This is a genomic window from Mesorhizobium sp. C277A, assembly GCF_040324395.1.
Lineage (GTDB): Bacteria > Pseudomonadota > Alphaproteobacteria > Rhizobiales > Rhizobiaceae > Mesorhizobium.
Genome location: NZ_JAMYVW010000002.1, coordinates 359,941 through 375,716 on the forward strand (window position 1 = coordinate 359,941; position 15,776 = coordinate 375,716).

The 15,776-nt window shown below is 64.8% G+C and carries 13 protein-coding genes; all 13 read right to left on the reverse strand.

What is annotated here, in order from left to right; translation table 11 throughout:
- Window positions 1-14: 14 nt before the first annotated feature.
- The 13 genes from NKK52_RS01760 to tssC all read right to left on the reverse strand — a co-directional run bounded on the left by NKK52_RS01760 (window position 15) and on the right by tssC (window position 15,775).
- Complete coding sequence (locus NKK52_RS01760; RefSeq protein WP_023682620.1) at window positions 15-464, reverse strand: hypothetical protein; 450 nt, start codon at window positions 462-464, stop codon at window positions 15-17.
- Between the two features lie 3 nt (window positions 465-467).
- Window positions 468-1,307 carry a DUF4150 domain-containing protein gene (locus NKK52_RS01765; protein WP_023708137.1) on the reverse strand — a complete coding sequence of 280 codons (840 nt, stop codon included), beginning with the start codon at window positions 1,305-1,307 and terminating at the stop codon, window positions 468-470.
- 32 nt (window positions 1,308-1,339) lie between these two features.
- Window positions 1,340-1,876: a type VI secretion system-associated protein TagF gene (gene tagF / locus NKK52_RS01770; protein ID WP_023682618.1), complete on the reverse strand. Its 537-nt coding sequence runs from the start codon at window positions 1,874-1,876 to the stop codon at window positions 1,340-1,342.
- Window positions 1,858-5,394, reverse strand: coding sequence for a type VI secretion system membrane subunit TssM (gene tssM, locus NKK52_RS01775; protein ID WP_023682617.1), 3,537 nt, complete (start codon window positions 5,392-5,394; stop codon window positions 1,858-1,860). The genes tagF and tssM overlap by 19 nt, the downstream gene beginning before the upstream one ends.
- A 1-nt stretch (window position 5,395) precedes the next feature.
- The gene (gene icmH, locus NKK52_RS01780) at window positions 5,396-6,721 is read right to left on the reverse strand and encodes a type IVB secretion system protein IcmH/DotU (RefSeq protein ID WP_023682616.1); all 1,326 of its coding nucleotides are present in this window, start codon (window positions 6,719-6,721) and stop codon (window positions 5,396-5,398) included.
- A gap of 4 nt (window positions 6,722-6,725) precedes the next feature.
- Window positions 6,726-8,060, reverse strand: coding sequence for a type VI secretion system baseplate subunit TssK (tssK, locus tag NKK52_RS01785; protein WP_352628167.1), 1,335 nt, complete (start codon window positions 8,058-8,060; stop codon window positions 6,726-6,728).
- 158 nt (window positions 8,061-8,218) lie between these two features.
- Window positions 8,219-8,671, reverse strand: coding sequence for a type VI secretion system lipoprotein TssJ (tssJ, locus tag NKK52_RS01790; RefSeq protein ID WP_023682615.1), 453 nt, complete (start codon window positions 8,669-8,671; stop codon window positions 8,219-8,221).
- Between the two features lie 3 nt (window positions 8,672-8,674).
- Window positions 8,675-10,144 (reverse strand): type VI secretion system-associated FHA domain protein TagH, encoded by a 1,470-nt coding sequence (gene tagH / locus NKK52_RS01795; RefSeq protein ID WP_023682614.1) that lies wholly within the window; start codon window positions 10,142-10,144, stop codon window positions 8,675-8,677.
- Complete coding sequence (gene tssG / locus NKK52_RS01800; RefSeq protein WP_023828000.1) at window positions 10,141-11,184, reverse strand: type VI secretion system baseplate subunit TssG; 1,044 nt, start codon at window positions 11,182-11,184, stop codon at window positions 10,141-10,143. The genes tagH and tssG overlap by 4 nt, the downstream gene beginning before the upstream one ends.
- Entirely contained in the window at window positions 11,148-13,022 is a 1,875-nt protein-coding gene (gene tssF / locus NKK52_RS01805; protein WP_023682613.1) for a type VI secretion system baseplate subunit TssF, read from the reverse strand. Before tssF ends, tssG begins: the two co-directional genes overlap by 37 nt.
- Window positions 13,023-13,025: 3 nt before the next feature.
- Entirely contained in the window at window positions 13,026-13,781 is a 756-nt protein-coding gene (gene tssE, locus NKK52_RS01810; protein ID WP_023682612.1) for a type VI secretion system baseplate subunit TssE, read from the reverse strand.
- The gene (locus tag NKK52_RS01815) at window positions 13,768-14,217 is read right to left on the reverse strand and encodes an Hcp family type VI secretion system effector (RefSeq protein ID WP_023673716.1); all 450 of its coding nucleotides are present in this window, start codon (window positions 14,215-14,217) and stop codon (window positions 13,768-13,770) included. The genes tssE and NKK52_RS01815 overlap by 14 nt, the downstream gene beginning before the upstream one ends.
- 52 nt (window positions 14,218-14,269) lie before the next feature.
- On the reverse strand, window positions 14,270-15,775 hold the full coding sequence (gene tssC / locus NKK52_RS01820; protein ID WP_023682611.1) for a type VI secretion system contractile sheath large subunit: 1,506 nt from the start codon (window positions 15,773-15,775) through the stop codon (window positions 14,270-14,272).
- Between the last annotated feature and the right edge of the window lies 1 nt (window position 15,776).

Sequence of the window (15,776 nt, forward strand, 5' to 3'; positions counted from 1 at the left end):
ATCTTCTTCTAGCCTCAGCACATTTCGAGAGATGGATCCTCGCCGATCGGGACATAGACGAAGTACTTGAAGTACTTGAATAGTTCCGTGTCGTATTCGGACATCATTTCGACCAGCAGCAGATTGGGCGGCACGGGACCGCTGGCGTCCGCTTCGTCGCCATCCTCACCCCAGTTCGATTCATCGTCCTCGTCGTCATCATCGGTCTGTCGGGCGTACCGTTCAAGGTTCAGGCCATGAACCTTGAAGTAGTGCTTGCGGTAGATCGCCAGAATCCGTGGATGGGCCACCAGCCCGGCGGGCCAATGCAGATTGGCTATGTTCTCACCGGAGGCGTTCAGGCGCTGCTGCAGTGCGCCCCACCATTCCTCGATCGCCGGCATGACGGCGTGGAGCTCTGCGGTCCACGCATCGATTATCGCCGTATAGTCAGCGTCGAGATCGGCAAAACCCGTTGCACTCATCGCCTAGATCCCCCGAGCGTTCATGAACTTCCTAATCGCCTTGTTGTCCACCTTCGACTGCCGGCCCGGCTGGCTGTTGCTGTGGCTGGAGCAATGCGGCCTGACGTAAAGCGCTTTCATCGCATCCTTGAAGCCTTGTGGGACGATCTCTATATTGCATCCACCCGCGTACCACGCTGCCTTCTGCGTCGGCTGGTGATCGGCGATCAGCGGGGCTTCCTTCCCCGAAATTTGCCGGTTGACCTTGGCCTCCAGTCGCTTGATCGCGGTCTTGTTCTTGCCGGTCGTGCGTTTCTTCAACCTGTCAAGGTTACGTTTGCATTCCCAGCATGGCCGGTTCTGAACCTTGGCTTTCTGCGGGCCTGTTGGCTGGGTGTAATGATCGTCGTAGCAATAATCGGTCGTGCATTTCTTCTTCTCTTTCACCAGAAGAGCATTGCGGAAGTTGACCAAGGCGGCGGTATCGATGGTGTTCGGGAGTGGACTTGCCGTGTTCTGCTCCATGGTGTCGCCATGGCGGCAGACACCCTTACCCTCCACCTTGACGACGAACGACCAGAGCTTGAACACTCCCTTGCCCTTGATCTTGTGCGTTATGACCCCCGCGCCGAGGCCTTGGGTGGCCGGCTCGTTGCCGGTGCTGGTCGCAACCTCCGACGAGCTTTCGAGCGCGGTCGGATTGCCTTCGATCTTGACGCTCTTACTGCCTTTGGTGAGATCGCTGGAAGACAGCATGTTGACGTATGGAACCGGAACCGGGCCTGCCGGCGGGGAAGGCGGGCTCAAGCACACATCTCCCGGCGCCACGCCCTTGCCGCCGCTTCCTTTGTGGAAGAAGCCCATGCCTTCAGCAAAGACTGTGCTGCCCATCAGAGCTATTCCGTCTCAGGGCGCGGGGCGCGCATTTTCGGCAGGGCGTTGGCCGCCAGGTCGTGAATATCCGAGAACGCGAACTCATGCACCGACCAGTCGTCGAGCCAGAAGCCAATCCGGTTCGGATCGCCATGGCTGTTGCTGGGCGCGGCAAGGTTGGCCAAGCCTTCGGCTATCCAGGACTGCGTCCTCTGCAATTCGACCGCTTCATCAACGATTGACGCAACGCCGTCGAACCATGCATCGTCAGGTGCCGGTGTAGCCCCAATCCCGATGATCGCGAACGGATAGCGGCGTCCCACGCGGTCCTCGCTCATGCGCCATGCGCCGGCACAGGGCCGGTCGCCGAAAATGCCGCTCTTGACGATGAAGCGCCAAACACGCGAATCCAATTCCCCCTCGTCTGGCCTCTCGCGCAACTCCATCGACATCCAGCGGTCCCAGCGGTCGATGAAGGTCCGCGGCAGGTTTACGGCAACGAAATCTCCGGTCGCCGGAATCTTGCCGAAGAAGCCGATGTTCAGATCTGCGGCGGACATGAGAATTTCTTGAACATCTGGAGGTTGTAGGGATTTTCCACGCTCGCCGCCTTGAGCTTGAAGTCGGCGTACATGCCTTTCGTCCCCAGCCGCAGGCTGTAGACGTCGGACAGCGAGGTGCCGGTAAAGCGGCCGCCGCGCAGCATCCTCAGCCACGCCCAGCTACCCGTCTCGTTGAGCATGATTTCGGGCGAGCCGTCGATCGGCTGGAAGGCGAGCGAGATGACGCCGGTGCCGTCCTTGCCGGGCCAGGTCATCGGTTGCGGCCGCGTCGCATTGTTGAAATAGACCAGGTTCTGGCCGTCGAGATTGAGCGTGACACGGGTGACGTTGGGCGACAGGTCTGTCGGCTCCAGCGTAAAGGCCATCACCGGGCCCTGGCCGCCAGGGAAGAGATCGTCGCGAATGCGCCGCGCCTGCTCGAAGGCGGCAAGCGCCGACGGATCGAGTCCGAAATCGGCGCGCCATTTCCATGGCTGCGCCGATGTATCGACATAGCCGAGCAGATGGTCGTTGATGAAGCCGTCGATCATGCCCGCCGGTCCGAACAGGCGGGCGAAGTCGCGCACATTGACGTCGACGGCGCTGTCTGGGCTGAACGGATAGCGGTCGTTGAGCGCGGCCTGGCAGAAGGGCAGGATATCGGCGCGCCAGATGGCGTTGAGCTCGGAGGCCACGGCCTTCTGCGTCAACCCGCTGGTGTCGCCGGCAATGCCGCTCAGCCAGGTGTTGACCGGGTCGGGCAGGATCTGTGCCTGGCGGGCGACGGCGCCGGTCAGTTCGGCCAGCCCGCCCTGTTTCTTGATCGCGTCCTGCGGGTCGGGATTGGCGGTCACCGTTTGCAGCACATTGGACAGCGCCGTCAGCGCAACGACCGCGGCATCGAGCGCCGGCGGCTGGCCGTCGACCTCGGCAATCGTGCTCTTGAGCGGCTTGAAGTGTTCGGCCACCAGCGTGCCGGTCAGGTCGACTTCGCTGGCCGATCCTGCGCGCGGCAGCAGCTTGGCGCCAGTCTTGACGATCTTGCCCAGTTTGCCGAGTTTGCCCAGCAGTTTCGAGCCGCCCTTCGCCGCCGCCTTGTCGTCGGTCGGCGCCTCGTCCGAGCGGGTGAGGTCGACCTCCTGGACCACCGCCGTCAGCAGCCGCTTCAGCGCGGAATCGGCGCTGGAAAGGTCTTTCAGATTCTCGCTGGCAATGTTGAGGTCGCTGAGCGGCGCCAGCCGCATGTCGCGCAAAAAACTGTCCCACTGCGCGATGTAATCGTCATAGTAGAGCTTCAGGATATCTTCCGATAGCGCCGACACCGAGGTCTCGGAATTTTCCGAGCAACCGCCGGCAAACACCGCGCGGTCGAGTGCCGCCTGGGCGGCCACATCCTCGACCCGGTCGAGGATCGCGTCGTGGAAGCCGTCATAGGTGAAGGCGCCTGATATGCCGACGCGCAGCGTCTTGTCGGAGCGTCGCGAAAACACCTTGGCGCCGTTCGGCCCGGCGAAATTGGCGGGGATCCATTCCTTCAATCCGGCCACCGCCGGATCGGCCAGCAATTGCTTGTAGGCCCGCGCCGGCAGCGAGATCGTGCAGACCGTTTTCAGCGCTTCGGCGACCAGCGCCTGGTCGGGCGCGATGTAGCTGTCGTCAACCGCCATGCGCCGGATCGCGGCCAACTGGTGTTCTTCCGCATCGGCGGTCGGGAAGGGCGCGGCCGGCGCGAATTCGGGCAGGTCGTTCACCCACCAATTCTCGACGAAGTCGGAGTCCATCTGAGACAGGCCGGTCATCATGCGGTAGGTCTTGAGTGCGCCCAGCATGAAGTCCGGATCGCGGATCTGCCGCCACATGGTCGCTTCGAGCAGCGCCACCATCCGCGGCTCCAGCACGTTGCGCAGAGCGTGGTCATAGGTGTCGGTCTGCGCCCGCATCATCTCGGCCGAAGCCGATGGTCCGAGCAGGTCCTGTGCCTTGTTCGGAGGCGCAGTCCTGGCATTGACGACTTCGTCCATGGCGGTCAGGGCAACGTCCATCGCCGGCTGCAGCACCGAGGCGGGCGTCGCCGCGGTCGACGTCAGCGGCGCCTGCAGCGCTTCGAACTGGCCGGCTTGCGCGGCGATGGCGTTGCGATTGTCGTAGTAGGACCAGGTGAACAGGCCGCCGGCGAGTATGGCCGCAGCCGCGCTGGCAGCGGCGGCACCGCGCCAGATCCAGCTGCGGCGGCGCTGCGCCAGCGGATCGAAAGTGCCGAGTCCGGCCTCCTTGAAGATCACCTCGGTCAAAAGGTTCTTGAGGAAGAAGCTGCGCTTCTCGAAGCGCTGCGCCGGCATCGTGCGTCGTGCCGGCAGGCCGAAGGAGGAGGCGAGCGCCGCGGTCAGCCGGTCGATCGGCGCGCCTTCCTGGGTCGCCGAGGTCAGATAGAGGCCGCGCAGCCAGGCCGCCTCCTCGTAGCGGCTCTCGCCGAACATCGCCTCGACCAGCACCTGGATCGGCTCGGACAGGCTTTGCAGCTGTGCGGGAAAGCGGAAGATCTCGGCCCGTTCGGCCAGCTTGTCCTCGTCTTCCAGCCGCGGCACCAACCGCTTTTCCAGCTCCCTCGACAGCGTCGTGATTTCGCCCGCGATCGTCTTGGCGTCGACGCGTGCATCGAGCGGGAAGGTCGTCCCCCATACCTGTTCGCGCGCCTGTGTCGACAGGCCGCTGAAGAAGGCCTCGAAGCCTCTGATCAGATCGGCCTTGGTCAGCATGAGATAGACCGGCAAGCGGATTTCCAGCCGCTCCTCGAGCTCGGCCAAGCGCCTGCGGATCTTGCGGCCATGCGCCTTGACGGCTTCGTCGCCCTCGGACAGCGCGTCGATCCCAAGCGCAACGATGACGCCGTTGAGCGCACGACGGCCACGATGCTTCTTCAACAGATCGAGGAAACCCAGCCATTCCACGGCGTCGACATCGGGCTGGCTTTCCTGCTGGACATAGCGCCCGGCGGTGTCGATCATCACTGCGTTTTCGGAGAAGAACCAGTCGCAGTTGCGGGTACCGCCGATGCCCTGCAGATCGTCGGTGAGGTCGATCGGAAAGTTGAGGCCGGATTGGCGCAAGGCCGTCGTCTTGCCGGTCGCCGGGGGGCCGACGATCACATACCACGGCATCTCGCGCAGGAACTTGCGGCCGCCGAGCTTGCGGCGCTTCAACTCGACCATGACGTCCTGGAACTTGGCGCCGACCGCGGCGACGTTTTCCTCGCCCGGGCTGAGCCGCTTTTCCTCGACCGGGGCGGAAATCTCGGCGACGAACATGCGGTTGGCGCGGATCGCGCGGCGCTGCGCGACGATCAGCCAGATCAGCCAGAAGATCACCAAAAGCGCGATGATGACGATGCGCACCGTCTCCGACGCCATCGGCACATAGTCGCCGACCCGTACGATCGGGCCGAATACCCAGATGATCAGCGACAGCAGCGCCAGGCCGATCAGCGTCCACAGGAAACGCGAAGTCAGGACCGCCCAGAGGAAGCGCAGGATGAACATGTCACAGCCTCTTTTCGACCAGCACTTCGACGCGGCGGTTCAAGGCCCGGCCTTCGCGTGTGCCGTCGTCGGCCACCGGATCGGTGGCGGCCCGGCCTTCGGAGCGCACGCGCTCCTTCGGCACGCCGTTCTGAATCAGGATATCGGCAATTTCCGCGGCGCGGGCTTCCGACAGCCGCTGGTTGGTGGACAGTGGGTTGGTCTTTTGCAAGGGAACGCCGTCGGTGTGGCCGACCACGGTGATATCGCCGATCAGATCCTGGTTCTCGAGGATCACCTTGGCGACCGAGGCGATGAGCGGATCGAAGCCGTCTGTCAGCTGCGCGCGCGACGACTGGAAGAGTTCGGGATTGGAGGCCTGGATGACCAGCCGCGCCAGCGACACGCTCTCCGTGCCGCTCAGCGCTCTCTTGAGCTCGTCCGGCGCCGCGGCCTGGAATTCCGGCAGCAGCGCGAAATCCACCGCCACCGGCGGCGGCGCGTCGACCTTCGGCGAAGCGCGGGTGACATCCGTACGCGTCGGCGGCGGCAAGGCGCGAACCAGCGCCGAAAGCTCGACCGCCTGGCTGCTCAGGCTCATCGACAGCCCGATATGAATGGCGGTGGCGATCACCGCCGCTGCCGCAACCATCACCCAGATCGGCACGATGAAGCGCTGCGGCTCGTCGGAGGCGATCACGCCCTTCCAGTTGGGCGAAAGCTGTGCGCCTTCGGCGTCGCTGTCGCGCAGGAAACGCGCCGCGGCCACACGCACCGCATTGAGCGAACGGTCGCCGGAGCGGCCCGGAACGCGATATTTGCCGCGGAAGCCGAGCGCCATGCAATGATATTGCAACTCCAGCATTTCGCGGTCGCGATTGGGATGGCGTTCAAGCTCTTCGAGCCGGGCGAAGAACTGCGCGCCGGCGTCGACGTCGCCGCGCAGCATCACCACCAGCGGCTGGCGCGGCCATGCGCTGGCGCCGCCCCACGGCGTGTTCAGCGCCAGATCGTCGAGCAGGGCCGCCACCAGCCACGCGGCCTGGTCGGCGCGCTCGAGCGAGGAGCCCTGCGCCATGGTGGTGTCGCGGCAGCGCACAAGTTCGTCGAGCAGCCTGGTGCGCAGGGCTTCCGGGTTCTCCGGCGGCTGCGCGTTTTCGAGTTCTGGTGCAAATTCCAGCAGCGGCGAGAACGCGTTGACGAGCACGTTCGAATGCGCGCGCGCGGTGCGTTTCGCGGTCACCCCTGACGCCGGCAGCGGCATGGCGCGCGGCGTTGGCGCTCCGCTCAGCCGAATGCGCGTCCGCTCCCGATCCTCGGACAGTCCGAATGGATCGTCCCTGCTCATCATCTCACCTGTTGACCGAGTAGCAGTCGACCTGCGGTTCGCTGGGCAGCACGCCCGAAACGCCGATCACAAAACCCGGCGCTTCGAGCAGCGAGGCCCAGTGCTCGCTTTTCTGGTCCAGTTCGAGACACAGCCGGTCGCCGTCATAGGGAATTTCGCGCGGCTGCGAATGCAGGGGCTTCAGCGGAATGCCGGGCAGGCGTGATTTCCACAGCCCTTCGAATTCGCTGGCCGAGCCGACGGTCGCCTGGTTGACGAAAATCTTGCGCAAGGCATCCTCCGAGAGTTCGGAGCCGATCCGCACCACGATGCGGCTCGCCACCAGAAGTTTCGGGTTGTCGATGCGGATCTTCCACACATTGGTGGCATGGCGCATGACCGGCAGGGCGCGCGATTTCGGCTCGATGTAGCGCAGGCTGAGGATCAGCGAACGCAGCGCATCGGCCAGCGCCGAATAGGCGGGTCCGGGCGCCATGTGGTCGTAGACAGGCAGTTCGCCGAGCCGCCTTGCGCTCGAGCCATAGGTCGCCATCGAGCCGGCTAAGCCAGCCAGCTCCATATAGACCTCGGCTGGATGGAAGACATCCTGCACAAGCATGTGCGCCAGCCGCGGCCGCGCGGCGTTGACCAAATTGAGGATCAGAAGATCCTCGACGCTGCGCCCGGGGCCGCCCAGCACCATCTTGCCATGCGCCTCGGCGATCTGGTCGAGGCCGGTGACCACTTCCTGCAGCAGCCGGCTGTACCAGGACGCCGCGCCGATGACCAAGGTCGGCGGCAGGAAGGTGTCGTCCAGGGCCACGCCGCCATCGGCGCGCACGCCCTTGAGTTCGGCCACCGGCAGCGCGGTGTAGCCGCCGACGGCGGTGCCCGGCGCCAGCAACAGCGCCTGCGGCCGTGCGATCTCGATTTCCTCTGGATCGGAGCCGCCATGCACGGCGTCGCGCACCGACACGATCCGGCCGCGATAGCGCGCGCCGGACGGCTCGGCGTGAGCGGGGTCGAAGCCGACGCCGCCTGGCGGTTCGAGCGGCAGCGCTATCAGCACCGGTCCAGCGCCCATCTCCGGCGTCACCGCCAGCGGCCGCGGCGCATCCATCGTCTCGGGGATCGAGAACGGCGTCCCGTCTGGAAAGATGCCGCGTGCCGAGAGCACCGAGATCTGGCCGGCATCGAGCTGTGCCTGATCGAGCATCAGCGTTCGAAAGCCGAACGTATGCAGATGCCCGGCCTGCAAGGCGCCGCGCACCGTCGCTTCGAAGAAGCGGTCCTGTTGCTGGAAATGCTGGGTGCGGAGGAACAGCCCCTCCGACCACAGCACCCTGTTTGCATCGCTCATGCCGCCACTCTCTGCTTCCTGCTCATCATGTTGCGCGGCTTGCGGACTTTTGCCGCCAATGCATGTCGCTCAAAAGTGGTCACGGTTTTGAGAGAACGACATGCATAAAAACAAAGACCTAAAGCGCGTCGCCTGAATCCGTTCAAGCGCGACGCGCTTTAGGCGGAAATCCCGCCGCTGCCGAGCTTCACATTGACCGTGAACTTCGATCCCGGCGAAACCGATTTGGTCGTGCGCCAGTTGCGTCCGCCGGGTTCCCTGATCAGCGCGACGAAGCCGAGTGCTGCCACTTCTGGCTCGACCGTGATGGTCTTCGATGCGGTCTTGCCGGGTCCGACGGAAACCGTGTCGGAGCCGATGAGATCGCCGCCAAGTGCCGCGCCGGCACCGCCCTGCAGGGCAAAATAATCGGCCGAATTGAAGGCGCCGGTGCTCTTCAGCCGTAAGACCATTACCGTTACCGGCCTGTCGCCGCCGCCCGGTCCCGGGTTCATGCCGGCCCCACCGGCCAAATTGACCGTTATGACGGAGGGTTTAGGCGGGCCGCTCTGGCAAGCCGTCAGCAGTCCCGTAGCCCCGATGGCCAGAATGAATTCGCGTCTGTCGATCATGTCTCAGTCCTCCTCATATGCGTCCCTAAAATCAGCGCCGATCTCGCCCAGAAAGCGCGTCTCGGCGCTGTGAGCGATTTCACGGTGGCGTTTCTGGTACAGTTCCCAGAGTTTTGCGCCGCGCCCGCCGGTCAGCAGATTGCCGATCGCCGAACTCGACTTCAGTTCCTGCTCGATCGCCGCCGGATCGAAGCGGTCGATCATGCGCTTGAGCGCGCCCTGCACGCCGCGCCAGGCGCGAACGTGATGCTGCGCCAGATCGCGCACCGCGTCCTTGATCGCCGCCTCGGCGCCGAGGAAACCGGGGCTGCGCTCGGCCAGCATGGTCACCAGAGCATCGTCGACCGAGGGCAGGAATTTGAGCGGGTTGACCTCGGACGCGCCAACCACGGTCTGCGCGACGCGAGCGTTGCCCTTCTCTTCGGCGCGCTTGCGCAAAAGCTGCATCAGCCCATCCATCATCAGCCGGTACTCGCGGCCGAATTTCTCCATGTCGGCAACCGGATTGCGGCCGGGAAAGCCGGCCTCGTCCATACCCATGCCGCGCAGGAAAGCAGCGCGAAGGCCCGCGTCCGGCTGTCCGGTCGATGGCCGTGCTGCAGCTTGCCGGACAGGAGGGCGGGGCGGTGGTTGCGGGGTTGGCTTTGGCGATGGCTCGGCCGCGCGAGCCGGCAGCTCCCACGGCGCCGCGGAGGGAGCAGGCGAGGCCGCATCGATTGCGCCGCCATCCGTCGCGCCAACGTCGAGGCTGGTGGACTCGGCCGGGCCAAAACCAAACCCGTCATCGTAGGCCGGCGGCTGCTCGGAATTGGATCTGCTAGGCTCTCTCGACAGCGGCGCGGAGTCGAGGCCGAAGGGGTCGTCGAACAGCGGCTTGCCGCCGCTTTTGTCGGTGACGGCCTCTGGCGCCGGCGTCGCCACCGGGTCGAGGCTGAATGGATCGTCGAACGCCTGCGAGCTGCGTTCATCCGCACGCGCGAACGCGCCGGGCACCGGCTTTTCGAACGGATCGGGCAGGTCGGCAGGGCGTGGCCGTCCCGGCTCTTCTTGGGTCGTGGACGAAAAGAAATCGTCGCCACCGAGACTGACCGGCGCCCGCGACGCCACCGGCTTGCTGGCGGGCATCGAAGGCCTCAAGGCCGGCGCCTCGGTCTTCGCCGTCTGCAAATCGACGCACACCACATAGTCGCCCAACCGCAGCCGCATGCCGCTTTGCAGGCGCTCGGTATTTCCCGCGCCGAGTGGGCTGCTGGCATCGTCGATGAACAGCCCGCTGCTGGAAGTATCGGTGACGAAATAGCCGCCCTGCTTGCTGGTGATCTTGCAGTGGGCGCGCGAGACGAACATGTCGGGATCGTTGATCTGCCAGTCGGCGTCGGCGCTGCGGCCGATCACCAGCTCACCCTCGTCCAGCCGCGCCTGCCGCGTGACTTGCGCGCGGGGTCCCTGTTCGAGCGTCAGCAGCAGGCTCATGCCGCCACCTCTTCGCGCCAGCCGACGATGGTGCGCAGCCGCATGTCTTCGGCATCGCCTCGCGCAGGGTTGCGCGCCAGCCAGGTGGTGCGGGCAAGCTGGACGGTGCCGAGCTTCGCCGGCGGCACTGCCTTTGCCGCAAGCACGATCCTGAGATCGACATCGATGGTCTCGCCGATCAGGTCGCGCACCGCCTGCTTCAACAGCTTCAGCCGCTCACCGCCCGGCAGGAAGGCCTTGTAATCGATATAGCTGAGCGCGCCGATGCGCAGCTCGATGCGGCTCTGCCGGCTGAAGCTGCGCGGGCCGATGGTGGCGCTGCGGCCGAGCGTGGCATAGCTGCCGGCAAGCCGCGTCTGCAGCGCCTTGGGGATGGTCATCCAGGCCGCGACGAACTCCTTCAGCACCACCGGCACTTTGAAGGCTTCGGCCAGGAACAGCGTCAGTCGCTCGGGGCCGTCGACTTGGGCAGCGAGCGAGGCGGCCTGGCGAAGTTTTACTGTATCGAGTTCGGCATCCTGCGTGCCCGGCAGCCCGATGCCGGCCATCGCTTCCAGCATGGAACGGACGCGGCCGCCGACACCGCGTTCGACCTGCACAGCCGGATGCGCATCCGCCCAGGCCCGATAGTAGAGCGCGATCATCCTGTGCTGCAGGATATTGACAAAATCGACGAAGGTCGTGTCGCTCGTCTGCCGCGCCTCGGCGCCGGCATACCAGCGTTGCGACAGGCGATCGAGCACCCAGCGCGTCAGATGCAGTGGCATCGGCCCTTCGGGTCCGAGCAGGCCGAGATTGTTGACCGTGACGCGTGCCGGCGACTTGTCCGTCGGCTCGCGGAAATCCACCACGTCCTGCACTGCGAAGGACAGCCGCACATTCTGGCCGAGCCTTGCCGGCTCGCGGTCCGGCCGGCCGGAATGGCCGAACAGGCCGCCTTGCCGTTCGAGCCGGCGCAGCAGTTCGAAAAAGTCGAAACTCTCGGACAGGGTTGCGGCTCGCTCTAGATCAGGTAGCGATTGCCGGGCGTCATCGGCCATGGCACATCCTCCTGTTTCTGGAGCAACCGCGTGCGCGTGCGCACGAACCCGTTAATGCCGGCATGGCGGGCAAACAGCCGCGACAGCAGGCCCGACAGCAGCAGAGTGCTCTGTCCCGCCAGCACCGACTGGTCGACATGCAGCGTCACTTCCGTGCCGCGGCCGAAGCACATCGGCCCTTCGATCGCCAGCCTTTCGATCACCGCGCGCGAGTCGATGCGCACGATCGAGCGCACATTGCGGGCGAGCCCGGGGTCGCCGCGCTCGGCATAGAGATCGAGCAGCGCGTGCAGCGGATCGACGCCGCGGCCTTCCTTGGCCAGGCTGAGGAAGTTGAGCGCCAGCTGTGACACCAGCCGCCAGGCCAGGTCGTCGGCGCGCGACTCGCCGTCGGCGCCGGTCGGCAGCGCTGCCGGGATCGCCGGCTGCGGCGAACGCAATGCGCCGAGCAGCCGGACCGTCTCCACAGGGTCGCCGGCTTCCAGCGTCAGGGTCGGCGTGTCGTCGAGGATGGCCAGGTCGCGATTGGTGCAAAGCGCCATGATATCGACGCGCTTGAGCGGCCGGTTGGCCTGACTGTTGACTGGGCGCGACACCGCCAGGAAGACGTCGTCGCCGGCATAGGAGGTCCGCGTCACGCCCTGGCGCCGCTCGTCCTCGGTCGGCCGGCGCGGCCGCCGCTCCGTCGAATAGACCCAGCCGCTGCCGCGATTTTGCCCAAGGCTGAAGAGTTCCGGTATCTCCGCGTCGGGTCCCTCGGCATCGGCGTCTTCGACGCGGATGACGCGGTAGATTTCAAAGTCGCGCGCCCGCGTGCGGTCGGCATGCAGCACCTGGCGTGTCTTGCGCTGGTCGAGCTCGACGATGTTGCACTCGCGCTCGAAGAGATTGATGATCGGGGTGGCGAAGAGATCGAAATCCGCCGGCGTCAGATCGGCGAGTTCGGGCACCGGACGCCGGAACAGGAAGATGATTTCGAGCCCGGCCTGGCATTTGCGCACGACCGGCAGCAAGCCGGTGACGCGCCCATAATGGAAGCGCTCGGGCATCATGAAATATTCGCGCAGCAGGCGGTAGCCTTCGAAGGTCGGCCGCGTGCGCGGCATCAGCGCCTCGGCATCGGCAATGCCGACCATCTCCGGCGGCGGTAGCGGCGACAATGGATTGGTCTTGCCTTCCGGTCGAGCGCCGACACCAGAGCAGACTCCGAAGATGGCGTCGAAGATTAGCGGCGCCTTGGTGCGGTTGGCGAAATAGAAGTCGAGCCGGTCGAGCGCCAGTTCGTCGAGCTTGCCTTTGCCGGTCCGCGCCAGCGTGATGCGAAGTGCCGCTTCGCCGGCCTTGCCGGCGATCGGGCCGATGCCGGCGGCGGCAAGCGCGCTGCGGTCCTGGAAATAGCCGACCGAACTGATCGCGATCGGAAACAGCGTCATGTCCTGCGCGGTGGTGAAGGTGCAGCGTGTCGACAGGCCGGCCTGCAGGCTGGAGACCAGCCGCGTGCCGCGCTTGACGACGTGGCCGGCAAGCATTGTCTGCACCTGCTGGCCGGGCTTCAGCACCACCATGGCGGTTGCCGGCACCGGCGTGACGAGATCGGGATAAAGCACGTCGAGGATGCTGCGCGAAAACCGCGAGCGCTCGGCATCCACCTTCAGGCGCGTGCGCGCGGCAAGGAAGGCGACGCCGTCGAGCAGCCGCTCGACATAGGGGTCGGGACACGGCACCGTATCCAGCGACAAATTGCGGGCAACCGCCGGATGCATGTCGGCGAACTCCGCCGCCAGCCCGCGTATGTGGGACAGTTCCTCCTCGTAATATTCTACGAAGACCCGGTCCATCTCTCAGGCTTCCCTGAACTCGGTGCGCGCCAGTCCGTTGTCGAGATTGATCGTCGTGCGCAGGCGCATGCGCTCGGGCGTCGGCGTCATGATCAGCACGGCGTCGATCTCGATCTTCAGGCCGGTCTTGTCGCCGAGGTTGACCGTGACTTTCGTCGCGCTCTCCTTCAGCCGCGGCTCGAAAGTGGCGAGCACGGCGCGGATCTCGCGTGCCAGAACATCGCGATCGAAGTCGCGCGACGACCGGCCGGAGAAGGACGGCACGCCATAATTGACAACGCTGCGGCGCACCTCCGGAAAGTCGGCCAGCGATGTCGGACTGTCGGTCATCTGCTCGGCCTCGAGATCGGATAGCAGCGGCGCGGATTCGAAACGCTCGGTGTTGAACAGCGCCTCGATGTCGCGCCGCACGGCCTCGCGCAGCACATCGGGCGACACCACGATGCCTCGGCTTTCAAGCTCGCCACGGTGCCGGTTCTGAAACGCCAGCCGGTGCAGCCGGCGCTTCTGATCGGGGTTCAATGCGTCATCGGCGTCGATGCGCCTCGGTCCGTCTGCCAGCAGCTCGTCCAGGCGCTCTGCGCCAAGCTCCTCCTGCAGAGCCTGCCTGAGCCCGTCTATCTCCGAGCTCAGGCCCGGCAGGTCGTTGACGAGGCGGTCCCACAGCGAAGGCTGTACCGCCTCGCGCTTGGCCCGTGAACCGCCCGCCTGTACCTTGTCGGCGGCAGGGCGCTTTGCTCGCCCCTCACTTGCCGACATAGACATCCATTTCGGCTTCGTCATTGTCGTCATAGACGAACTTGATCTTCTTGTAGGCGAAGGAGACTTCCTCCTGGATCAGGTCGGCTTCATCATCGGCCTGCGACATGTCGTATTCCATGATCGAGGCGTCGGTCAGGGTAACGACCAGATAGTCCTTGCTCTCGCCGTCGATGGTCCGCCGCGCGGAGAATTTGACCTCGTCCAGCGCCTTGTTTTCGAACAGGGCCTTGGCCAGATAGGGTGAGGCCTTGTCATAGTGCTTGGTGAACTTGATCATGCCCATCGACACGCGGCCTCGGCGCGAGAGGGAATTGGGGTCGTAGGGCGCGACCATCTTGTAATCGACGCCATGGATTTCGATCTCGTCGTCATGGCCGTCGCGTGTGCTGGGCCCCTTGATATCCGGAACTTTCAGAAAACCGTCGATCTTCATTGTGGGCATTTTCGTTCTCCACCGCTTTCAAACAAAGGTTTGGTTGCTGCAATCAGGTCTTCACGGACGGCAATTCCGACACCAGCCTGAGCGAGGCGTTGATGCCCTCCAGCTGGTAGTGCGGGCGCAGATAGAAGCGGGCGTTGTAGTAGCCCGGCCGGCCCTCCACGCTGTCGACCTGCACCTCGGCGGCGGCAAGCGGACGCTTGGCGCGCGCCTTGTCGTCGGCGAAGGCCGGGTTGGCCAGCACGTACCGGTTGATCCATTCGGTCAACCAGATCTGCATGTCGGTGCGTTCCTTGAACGAGCCGACCTTGTCGCGCGCAATCGCCTTGAGGTAGTGGGCGAAGCGCGAGACCGGGAACAGATAGGGCAGGTTGGCGGAGAGCCGCTCGTTGGACTGGGCGTCGGGGTCGACCAGGCGGCCCGCCCGCGTCTCATCGTCCTGCAGCGAATGGGCGCCGATGAAGGCCGCGAGATCGGTGTTCTTGCGGTGCAGGATCGGCATCAGCCCGAGCTTGGCCAGTTCCGCCTCGCGCCGGTCGTCGATGGCGACTTCCGTCGGGCATTTCATCGCGATCGAGCCGTCATCAGTCGGGAAGGAGTGCACCGGCAGGTTAAGCACAGTGCCGCCATTTTCGACGCCGCGGATCTGGGTGCCCCAGCCATAGAGCTTGTGGCTGCGGTTGATGTTGACGCCCATCGGGAAGGCAGCGTTCATCCAGACATATTTGTTGTGATCGCCCTGCACTTCCTCCTCGAAGGAGAAGCCCTTGACCGGGACTGTCTCCGAGCCGTAGGGCAGCCGCGCCAGCACGCGCGGCATGGTCAGCCCGATATAGCGCGCATCCTCGCTCTCGCGCAGCGATTGCCACGAGGCGTAGGCCGGGTTGGAGACGATCTGCTGCAGGTCCTGCGGGTTGGGCAGTTCCTGCCAGCTGTCCATGCGGAACAGCCGTGGCGAGGCGGCGGCGATGAATGGCGTGTGCGCCGAGGCGCAGATGCCGGAGATGTTGCGCAACAGGCCGACGTCGCGCGGGTGGTTGGAGAACTCGTAGGCGCCGATGACGCAGCCGATCGGTTCGCCGCCGAGCATCGAATACTCGTCGGTGTAGACCTTCTTGAAGATCGGGCTCTGGTCCCACATCTGGCCTTCATAGTCTTCGAGCGTATCGGCCAGCTGCTCCTTGGAAATGTTCATCACCCGGATCTTCAGCTTCTGATCCGTCTCGGTGTTGTTGATGAGGTACCAGAGGCCGCGCCAGGTGCCTTCCATCTGCCGCACTTCCGGCGCGTGCAGGATTTCGTTGACCTGGGTCGTCAGCATCTTGTCGATGCCGGCGATCAACGACTTGATCGACTTGATCGAGTTGGACGAAATCGTCGTCGTCTCGGAGCGCGACTGCGCCGCCAGAGCCAGGTTGCGAACCAGCTGCTGCAGCTTCTCGCTGTCGTCCTTCTTGACCTTGAAGTCCTTCTCCAAGAGCTGGCTGAATTCGCCGAGATCGACGGCCTCGGCCTCGGCGACGGATGCTGCGGTCTTTTGCTGTTCGGCCATG